This window comes from Paraburkholderia sp. Ac-20342 (assembly GCF_017104985.1).
Classification (GTDB): Bacteria; Pseudomonadota; Gammaproteobacteria; order Burkholderiales; family Burkholderiaceae; genus Paraburkholderia.
In genome coordinates this window covers 1-23666 of record NZ_JAAGPQ010000036.1, presented here as the reverse complement: position 1 = coordinate 23666, position 23666 = coordinate 1, and the positions used below count along the sequence as shown (strand labels likewise).

General features: G+C 66.9%; 21 protein-coding genes. 7 read left to right on the top strand and 14 right to left on the bottom strand.

The genetic code is table 11. The features are described from left to right. Both rsgA and G3N58_RS16815 read right to left on the bottom strand, forming a co-directional pair. Window positions 1–1017, bottom strand: coding sequence for a ribosome small subunit-dependent GTPase A (rsgA, locus tag G3N58_RS16820; protein WP_205999669.1), 1017 nt, complete (start codon window positions 1015–1017; stop codon window positions 1–3). Beyond that, window positions 1014–2273: a M48 family metallopeptidase gene (locus G3N58_RS16815; protein ID WP_167050268.1), complete on the bottom strand. Its 1260-nt coding sequence runs from the start codon at window positions 2271–2273 to the stop codon at window positions 1014–1016. The genes rsgA and G3N58_RS16815 overlap by 4 nt, the downstream gene beginning before the upstream one ends. Window positions 2274–2524: 251 nt before the next feature. Here G3N58_RS16815 and orn point away from each other — a divergent pair, with 251 nt between their 5' ends. Next, window positions 2525–3142, top strand: coding sequence for an oligoribonuclease (gene orn / locus G3N58_RS16810; RefSeq protein ID WP_167050270.1), 618 nt, complete (start codon window positions 2525–2527; stop codon window positions 3140–3142). Window positions 3143–3216: 74 nt separating this feature from the next. Here the strand turns inward: orn and mog are convergent, their stop codons facing one another. Together mog and yjgA are read right to left on the bottom strand one after the other, a co-directional pair. After that, a complete protein-coding gene (gene mog, locus G3N58_RS16805) occupies window positions 3217–3861 on the bottom strand; it encodes a molybdopterin adenylyltransferase (protein ID WP_167050271.1) in 645 nt (214 codons plus the stop codon). Further along, complete coding sequence (gene yjgA / locus G3N58_RS16800; protein WP_167050273.1) at window positions 3842–4480, bottom strand: ribosome biogenesis factor YjgA; 639 nt, start codon at window positions 4478–4480, stop codon at window positions 3842–3844. The genes mog and yjgA overlap by 20 nt, the downstream gene beginning before the upstream one ends. Window positions 4481–4775: 295 nt before the next feature. Between yjgA and pmbA the strand changes: the two genes are divergently transcribed. Then, complete coding sequence (gene pmbA, locus G3N58_RS16795) at window positions 4776–6146, top strand: metalloprotease PmbA (RefSeq protein ID WP_205999668.1); 1371 nt, start codon at window positions 4776–4778, stop codon at window positions 6144–6146. 139 nt (window positions 6147–6285) lie between these two features. On the opposite strand, the gene G3N58_RS16790 is transcribed toward pmbA, so the two are convergent. The 3 genes from G3N58_RS16790 to G3N58_RS16780 form a co-directional block, all read right to left on the bottom strand. Continuing rightward, window positions 6286–6786 (bottom strand): dihydrofolate reductase, encoded by a 501-nt coding sequence (locus tag G3N58_RS16790; RefSeq protein WP_205999667.1) that lies wholly within the window; start codon window positions 6784–6786, stop codon window positions 6286–6288. A 109-nt stretch (window positions 6787–6895) separates the two neighbouring features. Continuing rightward, the gene (locus G3N58_RS16785; RefSeq protein ID WP_205999695.1) at window positions 6896–7144 is read right to left on the bottom strand and encodes a hypothetical protein; all 249 of its coding nucleotides are present in this window, start codon (window positions 7142–7144) and stop codon (window positions 6896–6898) included. A gap of 223 nt (window positions 7145–7367) precedes the next feature. Further along, window positions 7368–7643, bottom strand: coding sequence for a hypothetical protein (locus tag G3N58_RS16780; protein WP_167050238.1), 276 nt, complete (start codon window positions 7641–7643; stop codon window positions 7368–7370). A 39-nt stretch (window positions 7644–7682) separates the two neighbouring features. Here G3N58_RS16780 and G3N58_RS16775 point away from each other — a divergent pair, with 39 nt between their 5' ends. Together G3N58_RS16775 and G3N58_RS16770 are read left to right on the top strand one after the other, a co-directional pair. Beyond that, window positions 7683–9077, top strand: coding sequence for a sigma-54 dependent transcriptional regulator (locus tag G3N58_RS16775; protein ID WP_167050279.1), 1395 nt, complete (start codon window positions 7683–7685; stop codon window positions 9075–9077). A 394-nt stretch (window positions 9078–9471) separates the two neighbouring features. Beyond that, complete coding sequence (locus G3N58_RS16770; RefSeq protein ID WP_167050281.1) at window positions 9472–10443, top strand: thymidylate synthase; 972 nt, start codon at window positions 9472–9474, stop codon at window positions 10441–10443. Window positions 10444–10588: 145 nt separating this feature from the next. On the opposite strand, the gene G3N58_RS16765 is transcribed toward G3N58_RS16770, so the two are convergent. Together G3N58_RS16765 and G3N58_RS16760 are read right to left on the bottom strand one after the other, a co-directional pair. After that, window positions 10589–13195 (bottom strand): DUF6600 domain-containing protein, encoded by a 2607-nt coding sequence (locus G3N58_RS16765; RefSeq protein WP_205999666.1) that lies wholly within the window; start codon window positions 13193–13195, stop codon window positions 10589–10591. A 372-nt stretch (window positions 13196–13567) separates the two neighbouring features. Further along, window positions 13568–14293, bottom strand: a complete 726-nt coding sequence (locus tag G3N58_RS16760) for a helix-turn-helix transcriptional regulator (protein ID WP_205999665.1) — start codon at window positions 14291–14293, stop codon at window positions 13568–13570. A 377-nt stretch (window positions 14294–14670) separates the two neighbouring features. Here G3N58_RS16760 and G3N58_RS16755 point away from each other — a divergent pair, with 377 nt between their 5' ends. After that, window positions 14671–14811: a hypothetical protein gene (locus G3N58_RS16755; protein ID WP_167050287.1), complete on the top strand. Its 141-nt coding sequence runs from the start codon at window positions 14671–14673 to the stop codon at window positions 14809–14811. A 144-nt stretch (window positions 14812–14955) separates the two neighbouring features. Beyond that, the gene (locus G3N58_RS16750; protein ID WP_167050289.1) at window positions 14956–15462 is read left to right on the top strand and encodes an acyl-CoA thioesterase; all 507 of its coding nucleotides are present in this window, start codon (window positions 14956–14958) and stop codon (window positions 15460–15462) included. 97 nt (window positions 15463–15559) lie between these two features. Here G3N58_RS16750 and fumC read toward each other — a convergent pair whose 3' ends face one another. The 5 genes from fumC to G3N58_RS16725 form a co-directional block, all read right to left on the bottom strand. Beyond that, entirely contained in the window at window positions 15560–16960 is a 1401-nt protein-coding gene (gene fumC / locus G3N58_RS16745; protein WP_167050291.1) for a class II fumarate hydratase, read from the bottom strand. 15 nt (window positions 16961–16975) lie between these two features. Next, a complete protein-coding gene (locus G3N58_RS16740; protein WP_205999693.1) occupies window positions 16976–18595 on the bottom strand; it encodes a phospholipase D family protein in 1620 nt (539 codons plus the stop codon). A gap of 500 nt (window positions 18596–19095) precedes the next feature. Beyond that, window positions 19096–20055, bottom strand: coding sequence for a bile acid:sodium symporter family protein (locus tag G3N58_RS16735; RefSeq protein WP_167050295.1), 960 nt, complete (start codon window positions 20053–20055; stop codon window positions 19096–19098). 414 nt (window positions 20056–20469) lie between these two features. Next, on the bottom strand, window positions 20470–21882 hold the full coding sequence (locus G3N58_RS16730) for an MATE family efflux transporter (RefSeq protein WP_167050297.1): 1413 nt from the start codon (window positions 21880–21882) through the stop codon (window positions 20470–20472). Between the two features lie 392 nt (window positions 21883–22274). Then, window positions 22275–22493: an RNA-binding S4 domain-containing protein gene (locus tag G3N58_RS16725; protein ID WP_167285420.1), complete on the bottom strand. Its 219-nt coding sequence runs from the start codon at window positions 22491–22493 to the stop codon at window positions 22275–22277. Between the two features lie 427 nt (window positions 22494–22920). Between G3N58_RS16725 and G3N58_RS16720 the strand changes: the two genes are divergently transcribed. Further along, complete coding sequence (locus G3N58_RS16720) at window positions 22921–23421, top strand: hypothetical protein (protein WP_205999664.1); 501 nt, start codon at window positions 22921–22923, stop codon at window positions 23419–23421. Window positions 23422–23666 lie beyond the last annotated feature (245 nt).

Genomic DNA, 23666 nt, shown 5'->3' with positions numbered 1-23666 from the left:
TCAGCGGACGATCTGGCTGGCCTCGTGCACGAGTTGCGCATACAGCGCATGCCGTTCGCGGCGGATGCGGCCATCGGCGATCGCTTCGAGAATCGCGCAGCCGGGCTCGTGCAGGTGATGGCAGTTGTAAAAGCGGCAATTCGGCAGCAGCGGGCGGAATTCGGGAAACGCGCGTTCGAGCTTGCCTTCGGTCAGATGATGCAGGCCGAACTCCTGGAAGCCCGGCGAATCGATCAGTGCGCCGGCCGGGCCGTTCGTCGCAGGTGCGCTAGCCGCTCCGTCCTTGCCGTCGAGGTCCGGTAGCGGATAAAGACGCGTGAAGGTCGTCGTATGCCGGCCGCTGTTCAACGCGGTCGAAATCTCGCGCGTCGCGACTTCGGCGTCCGGAATCAGCAGATTCACGAGCGTCGATTTGCCCATGCCGGACTGGCCGAGCAGCAGCGTCGCGTGTCCGCGCAGATGCTCGGTCAGCACCGCGCGCGCGGTGTCGGGCTGCATCCGGATCGACACTTCGAGGACCGTATAGCCGAGCGCGCGATACGGTTCGAGCCGCTGGCGCGCACCGTCCAGCGCACCGGTCACGTCGATCTTGTTCAGCACGATCAGCGGCTTCAGCTCGTTCGCCTCGGCGGCGACGAGCGCACGGCCGAGCAGGTCTTCGCTGAAATGCGGTTCGGTGGCGAGCACGATCAGCAACTGGTCGAGATTGGCCGCGAACAGCTTCGATTTGTATTGATCGGAGCGATACAGCAGATTGCGCCGCTCGCCGATTTCGACGATCACACCCTGATCCGCCGAAGTCGGCTCGTAGATCACGCGATCGCCGACCGCCACCTCGCTGCGCTTGCCGCGCGGGAAGCATTGCAGCAACGCACCGCCGTCTTCGGGTGCGACGAGATAGTGGCGGCCGTGCGCGGCGACCACGAGGCCGCCCGTGCGGGCGCCGTTCGCGCCATGCTGGCCGGCCGCGGCGGCTTGCGCGCCGCGCGGCGCTTTTTTCGGGGCGCGGCCGCTCATGCGTGCCGCAGCAGTCGGTCGATCCGCTGCGAGGCCGGCGGATGCGAGTAGTAGAACGCGGTGTAAAGCGGATCGGGCGTCAGCGTCGACGCGTTGTCCTCGTACAGCTTGACGAGCGCGTTGACGAGGTCCTGCGCGTCGGTCTGCGTCGCCGCGAACGCATCGGCTTCGAACTCGTGCTTGCGCGAGCTGAGGCTGCCGAGCGGCGTGACGAAGAACATGAACACCGGCAGCGCGAGGAAGAACAGCACGAGTGCCAGACCGCTATTGCCGCCGACGAGCGACGGCCGCACGCCGAGCCCTTCGTAGAACCACACGCACTGCGTGAGCCAGCCGAGCAGCGCGAGCATCGCGAGGCTGATCGCGAAGGTGACGAGCATGCGTTTCGTCACGTGACGGCGCTTGAAGTGGCCGAGTTCGTGCGCGAGCACCGCCTCGATCTCGCGGCCCGACAGGCGCGCGAGCAGCGTGTCGAAGAAGACGATGCGCTTGCTTGCGCCGAAGCCGGTGAAGTACGCATTGCCGTGCGCCGAGCGGCGGCTGCCGTCCATCACGAACAGACCCTTGGCGGCGAAGCCGCAGCGCTTCATCAGCGCCTCGATGCGGCTCACGAGCGCTTCGTCCTTCAGCGGCTCGAACTTGTTGAAGAGCGGCGCGATGAAGGTCGGGAAAATCAGCAGGCCGAACATCTGGAACGCGACCCACACAACCCAGGCCCACAGCCACCAGAGATCGCCGGCGCGGTTCATGAGCCACAGCACGACGAAGAGCAGCGGCAGCCCGAATGCGATGCCGAGCAGCGCGCCCTTGATGCGGTCGAGAAAGAACAGGCTTTTGCTCATACGGTTGAAGCCGAAGCGCTGCTCGACGACGAACTGCCGGTAGTAGTCGAACGGCAGGTCGATGGCGCTCGTGATCGCGATCACGACGGCGACGAGCGCGATCTGGCCGGCGTAGCCGCGCCCGAGCCAGTCGGACAGCGCGAGATCGAGCGCCTGCACGCCGCCGAGCAGCGTGAGCCCGATCAGCACGGCCGCACCGACGACGATCTCGATCATCGCGAGGCGCGTGCGCTCGACGGTGTAGTCGGCGGCGCGCTGGTGCGCCGTGAGCGCGACGGTGGTGGCGAACTGGCTCGGTACCTGTTCGCGATGGGCGACGACGAAGCGGATCTGCCGCGACGCGAGCCAGAGTTTGGTGCCGACCATCGCGACGACGGCGACGACGAACAGGGCAGTGAAGTACAGGGTAGGCATCCGGGGATTCCGTGGTATCTATGCGAGAATTATATGTTTCTTCCCGCCTCGCGGCGGGAGCGTGGTTCACGGCAATGGCTCGGGGCGCGGTCCACGGCAGCGATGCCAGGCGGCGCTTCATGGCCGCCATGGCCGCCGCTTAAGCAGCCAGGCCTGCCCCGGCTCGAACCGCGCATCCATTTCGAACGAACACACGCCACGGTGCGCGGGTTTTCAGCGAAGCCCGCCGCCAGGCCATCAGGGTTGCACTCATGACTGACATCCTCGCATCCGCCGAACAGCCGCCGCTCGTGCGCAGCGACATGAATCTCATCTGGCTGGACATGGAAATGACCGGGCTCGAGCCCGACACCGACCGCATCATCGAGATTGCGGTGGTGGTGACGAATTCGACGCTCGACAGGATGGTCGAAGGCCCGGTGCTCGCGATCCATCAGAGCGACGAGACGCTCGCGAAGATGGACGAGTGGAACCAGAACACGCATGGCCGTTCGGGTCTGATCGGCCGCGTGAAGGCGTCGACGGTGAGCGAGGCGGACGCCACGCAGCAGATTCGCGACTTCCTCGCCCAGTACGTGCCGCCCGGCAAGTCGCCGATGTGCGGCAACTCGATCTGTCAGGACCGCCGCTTCATGGCGCGCTGGATGCCGGATCTCGAGCGCTTTTTCCATTACCGCAATCTCGACGTGAGCACGCTCAAGGAACTGTGCCGGCGCTGGCAGCCGGCCATCTACAAGGGCTTCCAGAAGCGCGCGATGCACACGGCGCTTGCCGATATCCACGAGTCGATCGATGAGCTGAAGTACTACCGCGAACATTTCCTCGTGCCGTCGCAGCCGGCGCCGGACGCACCGGCGAGCGCCAAATAAGCCCAAGCCCAAGCCCAAGCCCAAGCCCAAGCCCAAGCCGCGCGGACCAGTCCGCGCTTAACCCGGGATAAACCTCAGTCCTGCCGCGGAGCGCGCAATGCGCTCTTCGGCCGGAACGCCTTGACCACCTCGGCGTTGGTTTCCACGTACGGGCCGCCGATCAGATCGATGCAGTAGGGCACCGCCGCGAAAATCCCCGGCACCTTGACGGCCGCCTCGTCGTCGCGAAGACCTTCGAGCGTTTCCCTGATCGACTTTGGCTGACCCGGCAGGTTGACGATCAGCGCTGCGTGCTCCGCCGTTTCGCGGATCACCGCCACCTGGCGCGACAGGATCGCGGTCGGCACGAAATTCAGGCTGATCTGTCGCATCTGCTCGCCGAAGCCCGGCATCTCCTTCGTCGCGACCGCGAGCGTCGCCTCGGGCGTCACGTCGCGGCGCGACGGGCCCGTGCCGCCCGTGGTCAGCACGAGATCGCAGCCCACTTCGTCGACGAGTTCGATCAGCGTGGCCGAAATGGTCGGCGCGTCGTCCTGAATCAGCCGCGTGACGACCTGCCACGGCGACGCGAGCGCTGCGCCGAGCCATTCCTGCAGCGCCGGAATGCCCTTGTCCTCGTACACGCCGGCCGAGGCGCGGTCGCTGATCGACACGAGGCCGATCACGATCTCGTCGGGGTGGTTGCGTGGTGGGCGTTGCTCAGGCGTCGCGGTCGGCATCGTCGTCTTCCGGGGCGAAATCCGTATCGGGTTCGGCATCATGCGCGGTATCGGACGCGTCGTCGGCTTCGTCCGCGCCGGCCGCGGTTTTGATCCACTGGAACAGTTCGCGGAAATAGCGCGGCGGCTTGTTCTGCTGCGCTTCCTTGCGCGCGTTGCGGATCAGCGTGCGGCCCTGCTGCGGATCGGCGCCCGGGTGCTGGCGGATGAACTCGGTCAGCGCGGCGTCGTCGGCGAGCAGTTTCTCGCGGGTGCGCTCGATCCAGTGCAGCTTCGCCGTTTCCGTCTTGTTGATGCCCTTGTAGGTGTCGAGCGCGGTGCGCAGCGCGGCGGTTTCCGTGTCGTGCAGCGAGCGCATCACGCGGCCGACGTACTGGATCTGGCGGCGCTTGCCTTCGTGATCGGTGATGCGGCGCGCTTCGCGCACGGCTTCGTCGAGCTTTTCGGGCATCGGCATGCGCTTGAGCGCATCTTTCGGCAGCGCGACCAGCTCCGCACCCAGGTCCTGCAGCGCTTGCATTTCGCGCTTGACCTGGGACTTGCTCGGGCGGTCGTAGCCGTTTTCGTCGACTTCCGTCACGACGGATTCGATCGGTTGAATGCGGGTTTTGCGTGTCATGGCGATATTGTAACGTGCGGCGCCAGTCCAACTCGCGGCCGTGAGGCTGCGTTCGCTGCCGCGGCGGATTCCGTTTGCCAGGCCGTCGGCGTGATGCCCATTCGCGCACTGTCGCCGCCGCGCGCGAAGCCCTCGCGCCGTGACGCGAATGCCAGGTACGGCGTCGCTTACCTTGCTATGATCGCGGGATGCATTTATCTCGCACGCCTGCGCCGCCACCTGTCTTCTCGCGTGGCATAAGGCGCACGGTGCGCATACCCAGGGCCGCGCGGCCCCGAACAGGACGGCAACCACAATGGCAGCAGACATGGACGTCAAGCAGCGCTTTTTTCCGCATACCCAGGATGAGCTGAAGGAAATCGCCTCGGACATCCTTCGTCACGCGAAGGCGCTCGGCGGCACCGACGCCGCAACGGAAATTTCCGAAGGCGACGGCCTGTCCGTCTCGGTGCGGCGCGGCGAAGTCGAGACGATCGAGCACAACCGCGACAAGATGGTCGGCGTGACGGTGTTCATCGGCAACAAGCGCGGCAACGCCAGTACCTCGGACTTCTCGCCGCAAGCGTTGAAGGACACGGTCGCGGCGGCCTACAACATCGCCCGCTTCACCGCCGAGGACGATTGCGCGGGCCTTGCCGAAGCCGAACTGCTCGAAACCGCGCCGCGCGACCTCGATCTCTATCATCCGTGGAATCTGTCCGCCGACGAGGCGGTCGAGATCGCGCGCCGCGCCGAAGACGCCGCGTTCGCCACCGATCCGCAGATCAGGAATTCGGAAGGCGCGAGCGTGTCGGCGCAGCATTCGCAATTCGTGCTGGCGACCTCGCGCGGCTTCCTCGCCGGCTATCCGTACTCGCGCCACTACATTGCGTGCGCGCCGATCGCGGGCAGCGGCCGCAACATGCAGCGCGACGACTGGTACACGTCGACGCGCAGCGCGTCCGAGCTGGCCGATCCCGAGGCCGTGGGCCGTTACGCGGCGCAGCGCGCGCTCGCGCGCATCGGCGCGCGCGGCCTCGATACGCGCAAGGTGCCGGTGCTGTTCGAAGCGCCGCTCGCCGCCGGTCTGCTCGGTGCGTTCGTGCAGGCGACGAGCGGCGGCGCGCTGTATCGCAAGACCTCGTTTCTGGTCGACAGCCTCGGCAAGCCGGTGTTCGCGCCGCACGTGCAGGTGGTCGAAGACCCGCACGTCGCCCGCGCGATGGGCAGCGCGCCGTTCGACGAGGAAGGCGTGCGTACGCGCCAGCGTTCGGTCGTGAAGGACGGCGTCGTGGAGGGCTACTTCCTGTCCACGTACTCGGCGCGCAAGCTCGGCATGCAGACCACCGGCAACGCGGGCGGCTCGCACAATCTCTCGCTGCTGAGCTCGGACACGCGTCCCGAGGACGACTTCGAAGAGATGCTGCGCAAGCTCGGCACCGGTCTTCTGCTGACCGAGCTGATGGGGCAGGGCGTGAACTACGTGACGGGCGACTATTCGCGCGGCGCGTCGGGCTTCTGGGTCGAGAACGGCAAGATCCTGTATCCGGTCGAGGAGATCACGGTCGCGAGCACGTTGCAGGAGATGTTCCACCACATCGTCGCGATCGGCGCCGATACGATCACGCGCGGCACCAAGCAGACCGGCTCGGTACTGATCGAGCGCATGACGATCGCGGGGCAGTAATTCGGGCAATGAGCGGGGCGCGTGCTCCTCTCGGCTCGCAGCAAGCAGGAATGGGAAACGCCGCGCAATGGAAATTGCGTGGCGTTTTTTCATGGGATGCATGGCGCCGGCTTCGCGAAACCCGCCAGCGCGTCCGCGTTCAGTGCTCTTTGCGCTGGTACGTCACAAACGCGTAGTCGAAATCGTTCGGCGCATGCGCGTGATGCGTCTCGCGCGCGATTTCTTCCCACACGGTCTTGTCGACCGCGGGGAAGGTCGCATCGCCGTTGAAGTCGGCGGCGATCTCGGTGATGATGAGCTTCTGCGCGAGACGCAAACCCTCGGGGTACAGCTGCGCGCCGCCGATCAGAAACGCCTGCGGCGCCTGGTCCTGCGCGGCGAGGCGCAGCGCGTCGTCCAGATTGGTTGCCGTGTCGCAGCCCTGAAAGCGCCGTTCGGCGTCGCGTGTCACGACGATGTTGCGGCGTCCCGGCAGCGGCCGGCCGATCGATTCGTGCGTCTTGCGGCCCATGATGATGGGCGCGCCCATCGTCGTGCGCTTGAAGAACTTGAGGTCTTCGGGCAGTCGCCAGGGCAACTGGTTGTCGCGGCCGATCACGCCGTTGCTGGCGCGAGCGACGATCAGGGTGAGCGTCGTCATCGAATGGGAAAGGGAACGTAACCGGATGATTCTACCCGACGGGCAGGCGTGGGCTGCTGCGGAGGAACCCCGTGTGCCGTTGCGGCTGCCGGTGCTTCGTCGCCGTTCGCTATGCCTTCCGGTACGTCGCGGCGTTGCTTTCGCCGGCGTGCATGGCGTCGACCGGCACCGGCGGCGGCGCGGGCGGCGCGATTTCGTCCCACAGCGTCACCTGGTGGGAGCCGCCTGGCCGTTGCGGCGTGGCGGCAACCGTCGGCATGCCGGCCGCGCCGCCGCGTTGTCGCTTTGGCGCGCCTGCTTCGCGAATCGCGAATAATGCCGTGCGGTTTATTGGAGCGCTACGGAAAACGAGTCGCATGATGTCTCTCCCTTGTGGACGCTATTTAGCGAAACATGTGCCATCGCGCGCAATCCATTGATGCATCGGGATGCGGCGTGCTAACGAAGGCGTAATGCCGTGGAAATCCGCGAAAAACGTTTCAGTGCTGAAACGACGCAGCAGAAAATACCTGTAATTTGTTAATTCGAAAGGTACGAACTACCTTCGGAAGAAGGCTGAAAAAAGTACTTGCAATATGGTTTTATTGGTCGGCTGAATAAATCTTTACCGGACGGATGTCATTGATGGGTAAGGGATTTTTGGCTGAATTCGCATAATTGTTTTCGAAGCGCCGCACGTATAGTAAGCTCTCGAAAAAGAGCTTCAGATTTAAAAAAGGCCCGTAACGGGCCGTCTCAAACACACACGCCGCTTTCTTGGGGATCAGCTGTCCGCACGGAATGGAATGGCCGTTCGGTTTTTGCGATTCGCGAATCCCGAACGAGTCAGCGTGTCTGAACCGCAGTTTCAGGTGCATGCGTCGTCCTTAACGTTCGTTGACGAGAGGATCTGAATAATGGAATCCGCAACGCGGCAACTGATTTACGTTTCGCGCGATCCGAGCGCGGAGTTGAATACGCGTTTTCATCAGCGCGGCTGGCATGTCGAAGTCGTGGGCTCGGCTCGCGATGTGCGCCGGGCGGTTCGCGCCGGCATGGCGGCGGGCGGTCTTCTCGATCTGTCCTGCGATTTCCAGCCGCACGAGATCGCCGCATTCGAGTCCTGTCTGACCATGCCGAACGTCGGCTGGGTCGCGGCCACCACGCCTGGCCAGCTGCAGGACGCAGCTTTGCGCCGGCTCGTGCGCGACTACTGTTTCGATTACGTGACGGTGCCGTATTCGGGTGATCGCATCGTCGATTCGGTCGGCCATGCGTACGGCATGATCTCGCTGAGCGAAACGGCCTCGAACGACGGTTCGCAGGGCGCCGAAGGCGAGATGGTCGGCTCGTGCGACGCGATGCTGGCGCTGTTTCGCTCGATCCGCAAGGTCGCGATGACCGACGCGCCGGTGTTCATTTCCGGCGAATCGGGCACCGGCAAGGAGCTGACGGCGGTCGCGATTCACGAGCGCTCGGCGCGCCGCAACGCGCCGTTCGTGCCGATCAACTGCGGCGCGATTCCGCCGCATCTTTTGCAGTCCGAGCTATTCGGCTATGAGCGCGGCGCGTTCACGGGCGCGAATCAGCGCAAGATCGGCCGCGTCGAGGCCGCCAACGGCGGCACGCTTTTCCTCGACGAAATCGGCGATCTGCCGCTCGAAAGCCAGGCGAGCCTGCTGCGCTTCCTGCAGGAGCGCAAGGTCGAGCGGCTCGGCGGCCATACCGCGATCGACGTCGACGTGCGCATTATCTCCGCCACCCACGTGGACATGACCGCGGCGATGATCGAGGGGCGTTTCCGCTCGGACCTGTATCACCGGCTGTGTGTGCTGCAGATCGATGAGCCGCCGCTGCGCGCGCGCGGCAAGGACATCGAACTGCTCGCGCGGCACATGCTGGAGCGTTTCAAGAAAGATGCGAGTCGCCGCCTGCGTGGTTTCGCACCCGACGCGATCGCGGCCCTGCATAACTACGGCTGGCCAGGCAATGTGCGCGAGCTGATCAACCGGGTGCGGCGGGCGATCGTGATGTCCGAGGGGCGCGCGATCACCGCGCGTGACCTCGAACTCGCCGAGTATGTCGAGATCGTGCCGGTGTCGCTCGCGCAGGCGCGCGAAGCGGCCGAGCGGCAGGCGATCGAACTCGCGCTGCTGCGGCATCGCGGGCGGCTTGGCGACGCGGCGCAGGAGCTCGGTATTTCGCGGGTCACGCTGTATCGGCTGCTGTGCTCGCACGGCATGCGCCATATGGAAGGCGAGCCGATGACGGCGCCGCATGGCGATCTGCCGGCTTCGGTGCCGCATCTTTGATGCGGGAGTGATTCGCGACCCAAGAGTTGAAGTGCCGTGAGGCGGGCGGTCCGACGGCAATCGTCGAACTGCCGTATCGGCGGTGGCGGGGCGCCTTGTCTATCCGGTCTGTCAGTTAGCCCTCTGCACTATCGGTCCCGCGGAATGTCGCCGCAGAGAGGCTGCGGCGGGCCCCCTGCGGCATGCCGTTGCTTCTGCCGCTTCCACCGCTTCTATTTCCTGGCCGCGCTGGCTTCGTCCAGCCCGCGCTTTTCCTCTCTATCGGCTTCACGCTGAAATCGTCGGCGCCGCTCGCCATGCCCGGGCGTCGGCCGGGCGCGCTTGCTAGAATCGAGCTTTGCTCAATCCCGTGGCGCGGATCGGGCCGTTCTCGCGCCTCGTCGAAGGAAACCGCATGAAACAATACCTGGACCTCGTCCGCACGATTCTCGACACCGGCACGTGGCAGGAAAACCGCACCGGCATCCGCACCATCAGCATGCCGGGCGCGATGCTGCGCTTCGATCTGCAGCAGGGCTTTCCCGCGGTGACCACGAAGAAGCTCGCGTTCAAGTCGGCGATCGGCGAACTGGTCGGGTTTCTGCGCGCCTCGCGCAGCGCCGCGGACTTCCGCGATCTCGGCTGCAAGGTGTGGGACGGCAACGCGAACCAGAACGCGCAGTGGCTCGCGAATCCGTATCGCGAAGGCCCCGACGATCTCGGCGACGTGTACGGCGTGCAGTGGCGCAAATGGCCAGCCTACAAGGTGCTCGACGCCGACCGGAGCGCGCAGCTCGCCGACGCCGAGGCGCGCGGCTTTCGCGTGATCACGCAATTCGACGAGGACGGCCGCCCGAAAGTACTGCTCTACAAGGCGATCGACCAGTTGCGCCAATGCCTCGACACGATCATGCAGAACCCGGCCGACCGGCGCATTCTGTTTCATGCGTGGAATCCCGCTGTGCTGGATCAGATCGCGCTGCCGGCCTGCCATCTGCTCTATCAGTTCCTGCCGAACGTCGCGCGCCGCGAGATTTCGCTGTGTCTGTACATCCGCAGCAATGACGTGGGGCTCGGCACGCCGTTCAATCTGACCGAGGGCGCGGCGCTGCTGCATCTCGTCGGACGGCTGACCGGTTATACGCCGCGCTGGTTCAGCTATTTCATCGGCGATGCGCACATCTACGAGAACCAGCTCGACATGCTGCAACAGCAGCTCGCGCGCGAGCCGTACGAGAGCCCGCAGCTCGCGATCTCGGAACGGGTGCCTGATTACGCGAAAACCGGTGTGTACGAGCCGGAATGGCTTGAGAAGATCGAGCCCGCGGATTTCTCGCTGACCGGCTATCGCCACCACGAGCCGCTGACGGCGCCGATGGCGATCTGAAGCCGTGTGAAGCCGTGTGATGCGGGGTGGTGGCGCCCGTGTTGCGTACGGCATACGAAAAAACCCGCGATCGCAAGATCGCGGGTTTTTTATTGCGGCTCCCGCTGGCTGATGCGGTAGCGGGGCGCTTGCCGGGATGCCGCGCTCAGCCTTTGTGATGCTCGTCGTGATTGCCGCCGCCCTGATGCTGCTCGGCGTGCTGCGGCTGAGATTGCTGCGGTTGCGGACGCGGTTCGGGGCGAGGTTGTTGCATCGGCTGCGGACGCGGCTCGAAATGCGGCTGCTGCACCTGCCGGACCTGCGGTTCAGGGCGCGGTTGCGGCATCGGCTGCGGCTGCGGATGCGGTTCGAAGTGCGGCTGCTGCGCCTGCTGAGGCTGCGGTTCGGGACGTGCTTGCGGCATCGGCTGCGGACGTTGTTCGAAACGCGGTTGCTGTGCCTGCTGAGGCTGCGGTTCCGGGCGCGCTTGCTGCATCGGTTGCGGACGCGGCTCGAAATGCGGCTGCTGCGCTTGCTGAACCTGCGGCTCCGGACGCGGCACTTGCGGCGACTGTTGCATCGGCGACGCCCCTTGCGGACGAAACTCCGGCTGACGCGCCTGCTGTTGCGCGGCCGGATTGTCCATCGGATGCGGCACGCGAGGCTGCTCCGCACGCGGCGCCTGCTGCGCCATCGGCGTATGCGGCTGCGTCCAGGCCGGCTGCTGGCGTCCAACTGCGCCCCATTGCTGCGGCGTACCGTGCTGTTGCGCATAGGCCGGATTGCCGCCGGCCGCCTGCGGCGGACGCGGCACGCCATTCGTCGGAGCCGGATGCTCGCCTCCGGCCGCTTGAAGACCGGCTTGCGGACCCGCCTGTGGCCCATGCGGCAGGTTGCCGGCCATCGACGGCGGCATGCCGGGCCTTGGCTGTGGTCCTTGCGGCCCGTGCGGCGTCTCGCCACGCGGCCCAGGAGCACCGCCTTCGCCCGGCCGCGGTCCGGCCCCGGCCTGCACGACACCGCGTGCCGCCGCCGGATTCGTCACACCCGGCGTACCTGGCACACCCGCCGCCATACCCGGCGGCCGACCCGGAATATGCGACTGCACGACCCGCACGTTCGCGACCGACTGCGTCCCCGGCGAGCCCATCATATGCGCGGGCACCGAGGTCCGCACGACCGGCTGACCGCCGCCCGGCACGCGTCCGCCGCTTTGGGCGAAACGCTGCGCGAGGTCGTCGCGATACGCGGCCGGCATGGCCGGAGTGCGCGTCGCCACGACCTGCCGGGCGGCGACGCTCGCGGGCGGCCGGTAATTCGCGCGCCGCAGATCGGACCCGAAGCTCTCGCGCACCGGCGCGATTCCCGGCGCACCGGGGTTGATCCGCGCGTTGCGCCATTGACCCGGATCGACCTTCTGCGCGAAACGTCCGACCGGCTGACCATGCACGAACGCGGTCGCCGGCACGGCTGTCACGCCGCCGGGCACGCGATAGTTCACATACGTGTTGTGGATGTTCACGTTCGTCACGTTGCGGTGGTAGTCGTTGACGATCGTCGTGCGGTTCACGCGGTTGTAGTACCCAGGGCTCCAGCGGTCGTGATCGCCCCAGTGCGGATGCCACGGCTCGCCCGGACCGAGCGGGAACCACGCCACGCCCGCCGCGATCGCCCCGCCGATCGCCAGATTCACACCCCAGTCGACGCCGCCGTCATCGTCGCCGACGAAGGCCACCAGCGCGGGCGCATAGACGGGCGGCGCGGCGGCTTCGAGCGGACCCGGCACCCACGCCCACGAGCCGTCGATGTCGGCCCAGCGGCCGTAGTGGTAGGGCGCGAAGCCCCACGGTTCGTCGTCGACCCAGGTCCAGCCCCAAGGCGCCTGCCATACCCAGTGGCCGTCGTGATACGGCGCCCAGCCGGCGGGCGTCGCGCGCGGCACCCATACTTCGCCGTACTGCGGGCTGTCGCGCCAGGTGCCGTTGGCGTCGAGGTCCTCGTAACCGGGGATGTCGCGCGACACGTAGCGCGCCGACAAGGAACGGTCTTCCGTGGCGTCGCGGCTGGCCGCCCACTGGTCGAGATCGTCGAGGCCGGGCGCGCGGTTGTCGGCGAGCTGCTGCAGATTGGTGCCGCCGAAGCGGATCTGCTGGCCCGCCGCGACCGGCACCTGGCCGCCGTCGCCGTACGCGATCGCGCTGCCGCTTCTGACGGTGACGGTCGTGCTGCTGCCGTCCGGCGCGACGTCGACGCGGTAGTCGCCGGGGCCGTTCATGCCGAGCGCGAGATTGGGCGTGTCGATTTCATACGACGAGCCCGGCGGGAGTTCGCGCACGTGCGTCGACAGCGTGCCCTGCGCGACTTTGAGCTGCGCGCTCGTGTCGTCGAGATTGAGCACGTCGAGGCTCGTGTTCTGGCCGAGGCGCACCGCGGTCGAGCCGATGTGCAGCTCCGAGCGCGCGTTCTGGTCGTTCCAGAGCTGGTCGCCGGCCGTGAGCGGGCGGTTGATCTGCGCGTACGACCAGTCGCCGGCGCCGGCGGGCTCGGTGGTCACGGTGCCGGCCGTGTAATTCAGACGCGCGATGCGCCCGGGCGGATCGCCGCCCTGCGTGGCGGCCGCGCCTGCTGGCGCGGGCGGCGCTTCCTGCGCGAAGCCGGTTTGCGCGGCGAGCGCGAGCACGGAGGCCGCGATCAGCGTGTAGCCGGAGAGCCGGCGTTGGCGTGCGTGTCGTTCGATCCCGGATTTCATGGTGGTCTGGGTAACGTTTGTCATGATTGATCTCCCTCCGACGGACGCGGCAATCCGCCGGGCCCGTAAGGTACTGTACCCGTCGCCGATGTTTCAGGGCCGCCACTTTTGTAAGGTGGATTCGCTGGCGGTAACAAAAGGTCTCCGCCGGGTGCAAGGGCGCGCGGGCAGGGCCCGGCGAGCGGTCGTTCGCGGGTTCGGGGCGGCTGGGATTGGACGGTTGCTACGAGCGGTTCACGTGGCGCTTGCGGTTCCTGCTGCACCCGCGGTTTCGACGATTCGGGCCAGCGGCACGATTCCGGCGATGCGTCAGACGATGCGGGACAGGCGCGCGTTCACTCGTATTCATCGGGTCGCAACTGGCGACTGGTGCTTGCGTTGGTGCTCATTCGGCGTTCATTCGGCGAGAAACGCATCGAAATACCGTTGTCCAGCAGGCGTGATGCGCAGAATGCGCGGCCGCTCGCTGCGTTCGACCCAGTCGTGCGCGCACCATGCATCGAGCAGCGCCGCGCCGAGCGCGCCGCCCAGGTGCGGACGGCGCATGCTCCAGTCCGGGCAGGTGCACGCGAAGCGCCGGCGGCGGCTCTTCTGTTCGGACAGAGCGATGCCCCAGTCGGCAAACCGGGCGGCTCCCTCGACGGTGGTTTCGAGCGAGGCGCCGTGCTGGGTGAGCATCCCGCGCGCGAGCATGCGCTCGAACAGCCGCACCGACAATTCGCCCGCCATGTGGTCGTAGCAGGTGCGGGCGTAGCGCATTTCGAGCGGCACGGTGCGCGCGGCGCGCGGCGCGGCCCGTTGCGGCGCGCTGAGCTGGGCGACGTTGGCGAGCGCTTCGATCGACGCCGCGATCTCCGGCGAGGCGATGCGGAAATAGCGATGCCGTCCGCGCACGTCGAGCGCGAGCAGGCCGCCGTCGGTGAGGCGCGAGAGATGCGCGCTCGCCGCCGAGGGCGAGAGCCCTGCGATCATCGTCAGTTCGCCAGCGGGGCGGGCGCTGCCGTCCATCAGCGCCCACAGCATCGCGGCCCGGCCCGGGTCGGCGAGCAAGGCGCCGATGCGGCTCAAGCCGGGGAAATGGTTCTGGTCGTCGGCGCGGGGGGCTGTTGTGGGGGAAGTCATCGGGGCTCCTGAGTCGTGTGAAACGCCGCTTGACGTGTCCAAAGGTGGCTGCGGTTGGCTGGATGTGGCTGACGTCGATCCGGCGGCTAACGCGGTAATGCGGCAACGCGACAGACGGCGAAGCATTGCGATTAGCCGCCTTGAACCTTTAGCCTCAAGCCTCGGCAAGCGGCCAAGCCTGGCGGCACACGGCGGCGACGCGGCGTGCCTTGCTCTCCACTGTATCCGTCCGCGCGATTCGATGTTTCAGCCTGGCGTGAACGATGCCATACCGCAAGCGCGCCCAAAACCGGCAGCTCGGGCCGGGAACCCGCGTTTCGGCGCCGTCTCGGCCCGCCAGGCTAGAATCGAAGCCTGTCTTTGCAGGAATACGCGTGATGAAAACTCTTCTGGCCGTCGCCGCTGCGGTTCTGCTGCTGGGCGCCTGCGCGCAGGGCGGTGCCGGTTCGGGCTCGGCGGGTAGCGGCAGCATCGAGATGTACGGCACGATCGACGAAGGCATCAGCGTCCACAACTAGGCGCGGTTTTTATCGCGGCCGTGCCGCGCGCGAGGCGCTCCCCGGCGGATATTTCGCCTCTCCATGCGCTCGACGCCGCGCCGCGCGCAATATTGCGCTCGTATAATCGCCCCCTTTCAATGCATCCGATTGACCGGAGTCAAGATGAGCACTCTCCCCACCGCACCGCTGGACCGTTCGGAAACCACCTTCCGCTTTCTCGCCGAGCCGATCTCGGTCAACTTCGGCGGCAAGGTGCATGGCGGCGCGCTGATGAAGTGGATCGACGAGACCGCCTATGCGTGCGCGGCAGTCTGGTCGGGGCGCTATTGCGTGACGGTCAGCGTCGGCAATATCCGTTTTCGCCGGCCGATCCTCGTCGGCAATCTCGTCGAATTGCGCGCGCGGGTCGTCGCGACGGGCCGCACGAGCATGCATATCCACGTGTCGGTGCAGGCGGGCGACCCGAAAGGCGGCGAGCTGCTGCAAACCACGGACTGCCTCGTCGTGATGGTCGCCGTCAACGAGAACGGCCATCCGGTGCAGGTGCCCGCTTTCGTGCCGCAGACCGATGAGCAGAAGCGCCTCGCCAAGTACGCGATGGACGTCAAGGACGCGCTCGACGCGATCGTCGAGCTGAAGCCGGAAGAAGTCGCTCAAGGGAAGATCTGAGCACCGCGGGGTTGCCCTCCAGCCTGCATGCCGAGACTGGCGGCGCGTCTGCTGCACGCGCCGCCCCGCGCACTTCCAGCCGCACTTTCTGGCGCACTTACCCCGCCGTGCGCCCCACCATATCCTTCGGCTGCACCCACTCGTCGAACTGCTGTTCGGTGACATAGCCGAGCGCCAGCGCCGACGCCTTCAGCGTCGTGCCTTCCTTGTGCGCCTTCTTGGCGATCTGCGCGGCCTTGTCGTAGCCGATGTGCGGATTGAGCGCCGTCACGAGCATCAGCGATTCGTTGAGCAAGGTATCGATGCGCTCGCGATTCGGCTCGATGCCGACCGCGCAGTTCTCATTGAAGCTCAGCGCGCCGTCGGCGAGCAGACGCACCGATTGCAGCACGTTGTGCGCGATCATCGGACGAAACACGTTCAGCTCGAAGTTGCCGCTCGCGCCGCCGATGTTCACTGCGACGTCGTTGCCGAACACCTGCGCGCACAGCATCGTCAGCGCTTCGGACTGGGTCGGGTTGACCTTGCCCGGCATGATCGAGCTGCCCGGCTCGTTTTCGGGAATCGACAGCTCGCCGAGACCGCAGCGCGGTCCGCTCGCGAGCCAGCGGATGTCGTTGGCGATCTTGTTCAGGCTCGCGGCCACCGTTTTCAGCGCGCCATGCGCGAACACGAGCGCGTCGGCGCCGGCCATCACCTCGAACTTGTTGGGCGCCGACACGAACGGCAGACCGGTCAGCTTGCCGATCGCGGCCGCGACGTTGTCCGCGAACTGCGGATGCGCGTTCAGGCCCGTGCCGACCGCGGTGCCGCCCTGCGCGAGCTCGTACAGATGCGGCAGCGCCGATTCCACGTGACGGATGCCGTGCTCGAGTTGCGCGACATAGCCCGAAAACTCCTGGCCGAGCGTGAGCGGCGTCGCGTCCTGCAGGTGCGTGCGGCCGATCTTGACGACTTCGGCGAACGCCTTCGCCTTGCCGTCGAGCGTGTCGCGCAGCGTCTTCAGCGCGGGCAGCAGATGCTTGACGATCGCGTAGGCGGCGGCCACGTGCATCGCGGTCGGGAACACGTCGTTCGACGACTGGCCGCGATTCACGTCGTCGTTCGGATGCACCTTGCGCGCCTCGCCGCGCTCGCCGCCGAGCAGCTCGCTCGCGCGGTTCGCGATCACCTCGTTGAGGTTCATGTTGGTCTGCGTGCCGGAGCCGGTCTGCCAGACCGCGAGCGGAAATTCGCCGGGATGCTTGCCGTCGATGATCTCGTCGGCCGCCTGCATGATCGCGTGCGCCTTCTTTTCGTCGAGCACGCCGAGACCGAGATTGACCTCGGCCGCCGCGCGCTTGACGACGGCGAGCGCGGTAATCAGTTCGGGCGACTGCTTCTCCGTCGAAATCTTGAAGTTCTGCAGCGAGCGCTGCGTTTGCGCGCCCCACAAACGGGCGTTCGGCACGGCGATTTCGCCGAACGTGTCGCGTTCCATGCGTACGTCTTCAGTCATCTTGCACTCCACTTCTCAAAGTTCATCGTTGACAGGCAATAGGGAGAATAGACCCGTTAGCGCATTGCGGTAGAAACCCGCCTGCGGATCGAAAATGTAGGTGCGCGGCCGGCCGTCCTCGACGTCGGTCCACACGAGCGGCGAGCGCGGCGCGCCGATCGAGCACAGGTAGGCAAGCTGCGTGGGGTCGGCGAGCGTCACGCGATAACTCTGCTCGGGCTGGGTCGCGAAATCGAAGATCTTCGCGACCTGATTCGCGAGGGCGGGGCTGTGGATCACGAGCGCGAGTTCGGTGTTCAGATGCGCCGAGCGCGGATCGAGATTCATCGAGCCGATCACGAGAATCCGGTGGTCGATCACATAGGTTTTCGCATGCAGGCTCGCGCGCGAACTCGAGCCCACCAGCCGCGCGCGCGGCGTGTCCTGGCGCGGCTTGAATTCGTACAGCTCGACGCCCTGTTGCAGCAGCGGCACGCGGAACGGACTGTAGCCGGCCTGCACGGCGACCGCGTCGGTCGCGGCAAGCGAATTGGTCAGCACGGCGATGCGGATGCCGCGCTGCGTGAGTTCGCCGGCCGCCTTGACACCCGCTTCGTGCGGCACGAAGTACGGCGAGATGATCAGGAAGTCGTGGCGCGCATCGCGCATCAGCTGGAACAGCCGTTGCATCGGCGGGCTCACGTAATCCGGCGAGGGATGCTCGATTTTCTCCGGCAGGTCTGCCGCGAATTCGGCCGGCGCCCAGGTGAGGTCCAGTTGCTCGCTCGCGATCTGCGAGGCGAGCGGCGTGGCGTTCAGCGGCTTCGCGTTGTACGGATCGGCGTTCTCGCGCCAGTGCTCGCGCAGATCGTCGCGCGTCTGGTCGAGCTCCTTCTGATCGAACGTCTGCTTGTTGAGCACGCTTAGCGGATAGGCGATGCCGCTGTTCCAGTAGTCGTCGAAACTCGCGGAGACATCCGCGACGATCGGGCCGGCCGCCAGCACATCGAGGTCGCGGAATTGCAGCGTTTCGCTGGCGCTGAAGTATTCGTCGCCGAGATTGCGGCCGCCGACGATCGCCAGCTGGTTGTCCGCGATCATCGCCTTGTTGTGCATGCGGCGCGTGAAATGGCCGATCTGCGTGAACAGATTCGTGGTGCGCTCGAACATGCCTTCCTGCGCGCTGCCGAACGGGTTGAACACGCGAATCTCGATGTTCTTGTGCGTGTTCAGGCCGGCCATGGTGCGGTCGATGTCCTTGAAGTTCAGATCGTCGACGAGCATGCGCACGCGCACGCCGTGATCGGCCGCATAGAGCGCGGCGCCGAGCAGCAGCTTGCCGGTGGTGTCCTCGTTGGCGATGTAGTACTGCATGTCGAGCGTTTTCGTCGCCGCGCGCGCGAGCGCGATGCGCATCTGCAACGCGTCGGTGCCGCTCGACAGCACCCGGAAGCCCGATTGCCGCGGATGCTGCGCTTCGAGCGGCACGAGCGCGGCGCGCAGCGGGGTGTCGGCGGTGGCGGGGAGGGCGTGGGTGAGGGCGCGGTCGTACGCGGTAGCGGGCGGCCTGGTGGCGCACGCGCTCAGCAATGCGCCGAAGCAGCAGAGCAGAAGGATACGTCCCGCTATGCCCGGTGCGCGCCGGCGGCGCGGCATGGTCCGGCTCGGGGCGAGAGGCTCGTGCACGTGGTGTTCTCCCTTTTCGCAAGCGTCTCGTGGCGACTGGCGCGAAGGCAGGGTCCGCGCTGTCGAGAAGCCAATTCTAAGGGGAATCGGGCGAGGTGGCTTTCGTTCCGCGCAGGGCGATAAGGTGGCGGGGGATCGTGCTTGTGGTTTGGCGCGGCGTCTGGGTGCGTGGCGGGTGAGCGGGTGTTTTTTCCCCGGTTGCCGTGCAGGGTGAGATAGGGCGGCCACGCTGTTGCCGTGATCGAGATTGCGATCGCGGGTGAGGCTTTCGTTGCGTCATGGCGCGCACCGACAGGCTCCGGGCCAGCTGCTTCGTGCGTTGCGATGACCGTAGCCGCCCTTGAGGCGTCTGACGCGCAACTTCGTTGTTGAAGCGCTCGTTGGCCACGGTCGTCGCGTCGACGGGCTTCGTGCTGACCACTGCGCGCGCGGCGATCACCCGAACCGCAATCGCCGCGCCAAGCCCCAACTTACCCGCGCTCGGCGTTCAGCGCGCGCTCGCCGTCGGCATGCGTCGAGCCCTTCGCCGGACGGCCGGCCCAGTAGCCCGCGAGCAGCGACCCCGAGAGGTTGTGCCACACCGAAAAGAGCGCGCCCGGCAGCGCCGCGAGCGGCGTGAAGTAGAGCTTGCCGAGCGTCGCGGCGAGGCCGGAATTTTGCATGCCGACTTCGATCGCGAGCGTGCGGCAGACGGCTTCGTCGAAACCGAGCAGCCGGCCGCCCCAGTAGCCGCCGAGCAGGCCGATGCCGTTATGCAGCACGACGCCGAGCATCACCACGAGACCGACCGAGGCAATGCTCTTCTGCGTGCCGCCGACCACCGCGCCGATGATCAGCACGATCGCGACCATCGAGACGAGCGGCAGAATCGGCTCGACCTTGCGCACGAGCTTGCCGAACAGATGGTTGATGACGAGACCGACGACGATCGGCAGCGCGACGATCTGCAGGATGCTCATCAGCATGCCTTGCACGTCGACGACGATCGACGCGTCGACGTAAAGACGCGTCAGCAGCGGTGTCGCGAACACGCCGACGAGCGTCGACAGCGCGCTGATCGTGACCGACAGCGCGACGTCGCCGCGCGCGAGATAGATCATCACGTTCGACGCGGTGCCGCTCGCGACGCTGCCGACCAGCACCATGCCGGCGGTCAGGTCGGGCGGCATGCGCAGCACCCGGGCGATGACCCACGCGGCGAGCGGCATCACGAGGTAGTGCAGCACGATGCCGGCGATCACGGGCGCGGGGCGCGTGAACACGCGCAGGAAGTCGGACGCCGACAGCGTGACGCCCATCGCCAGCATGATGATCGTGAGAAGCGTGGTGACGTGCGGCGCGACGCCGGCAAACGACGCTGGCGAGAAATACGCGGCGATCGAAACGAGCACGGCCCAGAGCGGGAACAGGCGGGTGACGCGGGCAAGCATGGCGGTGGGTCCTCAGGTTTTTTTATTGCGAGAAATCGGTGTGACGGGTCCGGCAGCCGGCATCGGCCGGGGAGTCGGCTACCGGCGGCGGGCGTTCCGTTTTTTTGCTGCGCCGGAGCGCGTGAAGCGGTGAGCGGTGACAGCAGGTGCGCGGCCACGGCATCGTCGACGCGCGGCTAACCCGGTGCGATCCGATGCACGGCGCGTGGCGAGCAGCCCATTCGAGCGGCAGGCCGCGTGGGCGAGGGTAGGCGCCCCAGCTACGCAATCCGGCGCAGGCCTTCGTGAGGCGCGCCTGCCTGTGTGCGGCTCGTGGCTCGCGACGCGCGAACGCGGGTAAGCGCGCGCGTGCCGAGGCGGCCATTTTACCGTTTGCAGGGAGTGCTTCAGGAGTGGGGGTTTCCGCTATTTCGCTCAGACCGGCCGCGCCGGCGGCGTGGCCGGTTCCGCCGGCAGCCGGCGCAGGCTCAGCCGGTGAAAGCGCAGCGTCATCAGCAGCGCGACGCTCGCGAGGCCGGCGGCAAGCCCCCACCACAAGCCGCGCGCGCCGAGGCCGCCGTGAAACGCGAGCAGATAGCCGGTCGGAAAGCCGATCACCCAGTAGCCGAACGCGGCGGCGATCATCGGGATGCGCGTGTCCTTCAGGCCGCGCAGACAGCCCGAGCCGACCGCCTGCATGCCGTCGACGATCTGGAAGATCGCCGCCACGCCGAGCAGCGAACTCGCGAGCGCGACGGTCGGCGCGTTGGCGGGGTCGTCGAGATGCAGATACAGGCCGACGATCCAGTGCGGCGCGGTGATCAGCACGAGGCCCGACATCGACATGAAGCCGACGCCGAGCGCCAGCGCGACGAAGCCCGCATGGCGCGCGGCGAGCGGCTGGCCGGCGCCGGCCCAGTAGCCGACCCGCACGTTGGCGGCTTGGCCGATCGACAGCGGCACCATGAACGCGACCGAGGCGACGTTCAGCGCGATCTGATGCGCGGCCAGCTGCGATTCGCCGAGCAGGCCGACCATCAGCCCCGTCGCGAGGAAGAGGGTCGACTCGACGCCGTAGGTGATCGCGACCGGCCAGCCGATGCCGAACAGCTCGCCCATCAGCGGCAGCCTGGGCCGCGTCGCGACGACGAAATGCCGGAAACGCGGCCGCAGATGCAGCAGCGCCATCAGCACGAGCGCGGTCAACCAGACGGTGATCGTGGTCGCGGCCGCCGAGCCGAGAAAGCCGAGCCGCGGCAGTCCGTAGGCGCCGTGGATCAGCCCGTAGTTCAGGAAGCCGTTCACGCCGACGCTCGCGATCGACACCCACAGCAGCCGCCGCGCCGCGCCGATCGCCGGCAGGAACGAGCGCATGAGCCCCACGCCGATCAGGCTCGCGGGCGCGCCCCAGCGCAGCACCGCCGCATATTCGCCGACGTTGTGCGCGAGCAGGCCCGGCTCGCCGAACGCGAGCAGGATCTGCGAGGCGAACGACAGCAGGATGAACGCCGGCACCGAGAGCAGCACCGACAGCACGAAACCGGTCCAGTAGATAGGCGGCACGCGGCCGTCGTCCTGCGCGCCGCGCGCGTGCGCGACGCTGACGCTGACCGAGGTCAGCACGCCCTGCAGCAGCGTGACGACGACGAAAAACAGATTCGCGCCGAGGCCGCCGGCGGCGAGCGCGTCGGGGCCGAGCGAGCCGAGCAGGATCGTATCGGTGACGCTCATTGCCATCTGCGACAGTTGGGCAATGGCGAGCGGCGCGGCGAGCCGCGCGGTGTCGGCCGCGTGGCGGGATAGGGTCGGCGGCCGGGAGGCCGCGCGGGCGAAGCCGGATTGGGTCATGAAAAGCGGGTCATGAAATGCCTGGCGGCGAAAAGTGGCGACAGCGAGGCGCGGGCAAAAGCGGCGGCGCGGGTCGGGAACGGCGCGCCGGGCGGCCCGGTGGCGCGACGAACGGGGAGCAATTCGTGGCGCGGCGGCCGGCGGCGCGGTTCGTTGCGCGGGCTGTCGCTTACGCTTACCTGTCGAAACCCACAGCTTATTGCCTCGCCCGGCCAATGTCGATGGTGGATGCACGGTTCCAGTGCGTGCCGTCCGGCGCATTTCCGGACTGCGACGGTGGGGCCGGATGTGCGGCGGCGGGGGCCGTGGATGCATTGCCTAAGCGGACCGTGGCAGCGGCCCCGGCCCCGCGCCACGGGCTTTGAGCCGCGGCAAGCGGCTTCGGCTCCGCGTCAGCCCTCGTGAACCGCAATGCGCGTATCGCCGAGCAGCACGACCTGGCCCGCGCGGATCTTGCACGTTTTACGCGTTTCGACCTGACCGTCGACGGTCACGGCACCTTCCGCGACCATCATTTTCGCGGAGCCGCCGCTGTCCGCGAGGCCAGTTATCTTCAGGAGATTGTGCAGTTCGACGTACTCGCCGGTGAGCGTGAAATTGAGGTTGGGCATGACGTTTGCGCCTTTGCGGGGCTGCGGGTTGGCGGTCGGGGTTCGCATCATAAAGCACAACGCGGGCGCGAGCGGAAACCGGCGGCCGCCAGCAGAGCACGAGGCGGCCGGCGGCGGCGCGGTCGGTTCCGTCGGCGGGTGAGACGGGCGCCGGTCTCCCCGCAAGCAATTGAAAGCAGATGTTATGCAGATGTCGGAAAGTGAAACGTTCCGTAACGCTAGTCGTACCGGATGGATTTCACTCCTAAAGTGCAACTCAGCAGTGAAGCCCGCTGGATTCCGGATACGCACCTCGGATACGCACCTGATGGCAACTGGTCCGGCGACGCCCAGGACCGGGCGCGGCACGCGAGGCATCCGGCATACCCCGCCATCGTGACGTCAGATCGTCCGCCCGTGTCACGACCACTTTAGAGAGGATTTAGCCATGACCCAGATCCGTTTGCTCCTGATCGGTACCGCCCTTACCGCTTTTGCCGCGACGGCCGCCGTTGCACAGACCGCGCAGCCGGCCACCGGCATCGGCGGTCAGGCGCAGATCCAGACGCAAGGCACCGTTGGCGTTGCTCCGCCGGCCCCGTCCGTCCCTGTTGTCCAGGGCGCGCTGCCGACTCCGGATGCGCCCGCCGCCCAGGGCGTCGAGCCGGCCCCGCCGCCGACCCGTCTGACGGCGCCGGGCTCGCCCGACCCGCTCGTGCAGAAGCGTGAAGCCGATGCGAAGGCCAACGCGGAATATCGCGCGTCGAAGAAGACGTCGAGGGCGGAAATGAAGGCGCAGCAGAAGGCCGCGAAGACACAGTACAAGGAGCAGGTGCGCGACGCGAAGATCAACCAGAAGGCCGACAAGCAGACCGCCAACAACGCGATGAAGATGAACATGGAAGGGCAGGCGGGCGAGCAGGCCGAGGGTGCCGACGTCAAGCATTAAGCCGCCGGCATCAGGCCCCGATGCCGGGGCGCGCGAGCGGCGTAGAAACACGCGGGCGCGTGCTCCGGCGCGGATTTTCCACAGGGAACTTCCCGACAGCGTAAGCTCTGACGGCAACCGGCAACCGGCAACCGGCAACCGGCAACCGGCAACCGGCAACCGGCAACCGGCAACCGGCAACCGGCAACCGGCAACCGGCAACCGGCAACCGGCAACCGGCAACCGGCAACCGGCAACCGGCAACC

Coding starts and splice junctions, on each gene's coding strand:
- rsgA (WP_205999669.1), bottom strand. CDS start 1,017: ATGAGCGGCCGCGCCCCGAAAAAAGCGCCGCGCGGCGCGCAAGCCGCC.
- G3N58_RS16815 (WP_167050268.1), bottom strand. CDS start 2,273: ATGCCTACCCTGTACTTCACTGCCCTGTTCGTCGTCGCCGTCGTCGCG.
- orn (WP_167050270.1), top strand. CDS start 2,525: ATGACTGACATCCTCGCATCCGCCGAACAGCCGCCGCTCGTGCGCAGC.
- mog (WP_167050271.1), bottom strand. CDS start 3,861: ATGCCGACCGCGACGCCTGAGCAACGCCCACCACGCAACCACCCCGAC.
- yjgA (WP_167050273.1), bottom strand. CDS start 4,480: ATGACACGCAAAACCCGCATTCAACCGATCGAATCCGTCGTGACGGAA.
- pmbA (WP_205999668.1), top strand. CDS start 4,776: ATGGCAGCAGACATGGACGTCAAGCAGCGCTTTTTTCCGCATACCCAG.
- G3N58_RS16790 (WP_205999667.1), bottom strand. CDS start 6,786: ATGACGACGCTCACCCTGATCGTCGCTCGCGCCAGCAACGGCGTGATC.
- G3N58_RS16785 (WP_205999695.1), bottom strand. CDS start 7,144: ATGCGACTCGTTTTCCGTAGCGCTCCAATAAACCGCACGGCATTATTC.
- G3N58_RS16780 (WP_167050238.1), bottom strand. CDS start 7,643: ATGCACCTGAAACTGCGGTTCAGACACGCTGACTCGTTCGGGATTCGC.
- G3N58_RS16775 (WP_167050279.1), top strand. CDS start 7,683: ATGGAATCCGCAACGCGGCAACTGATTTACGTTTCGCGCGATCCGAGC.
- G3N58_RS16770 (WP_167050281.1), top strand. CDS start 9,472: ATGAAACAATACCTGGACCTCGTCCGCACGATTCTCGACACCGGCACG.
- G3N58_RS16765 (WP_205999666.1), bottom strand. CDS start 13,195: ATGACAAACGTTACCCAGACCACCATGAAATCCGGGATCGAACGACAC.
- G3N58_RS16760 (WP_205999665.1), bottom strand. CDS start 14,293: ATGACTTCCCCCACAACAGCCCCCCGCGCCGACGACCAGAACCATTTC.
- G3N58_RS16755 (WP_167050287.1), top strand. CDS start 14,671: ATGAAAACTCTTCTGGCCGTCGCCGCTGCGGTTCTGCTGCTGGGCGCC.
- G3N58_RS16750 (WP_167050289.1), top strand. CDS start 14,956: ATGAGCACTCTCCCCACCGCACCGCTGGACCGTTCGGAAACCACCTTC.
- fumC (WP_167050291.1), bottom strand. CDS start 16,960: ATGACTGAAGACGTACGCATGGAACGCGACACGTTCGGCGAAATCGCC.
- G3N58_RS16740 (WP_205999693.1), bottom strand. CDS start 18,595: ATGCCGCGCCGCCGGCGCGCACCGGGCATAGCGGGACGTATCCTTCTG.
- G3N58_RS16735 (WP_167050295.1), bottom strand. CDS start 20,055: ATGCTTGCCCGCGTCACCCGCCTGTTCCCGCTCTGGGCCGTGCTCGTT.
- G3N58_RS16730 (WP_167050297.1), bottom strand. CDS start 21,882: ATGACCCAATCCGGCTTCGCCCGCGCGGCCTCCCGGCCGCCGACCCTA.
- G3N58_RS16725 (WP_167285420.1), bottom strand. CDS start 22,493: ATGCCCAACCTCAATTTCACGCTCACCGGCGAGTACGTCGAACTGCAC.
- G3N58_RS16720 (WP_205999664.1), top strand. CDS start 22,921: ATGACCCAGATCCGTTTGCTCCTGATCGGTACCGCCCTTACCGCTTTT.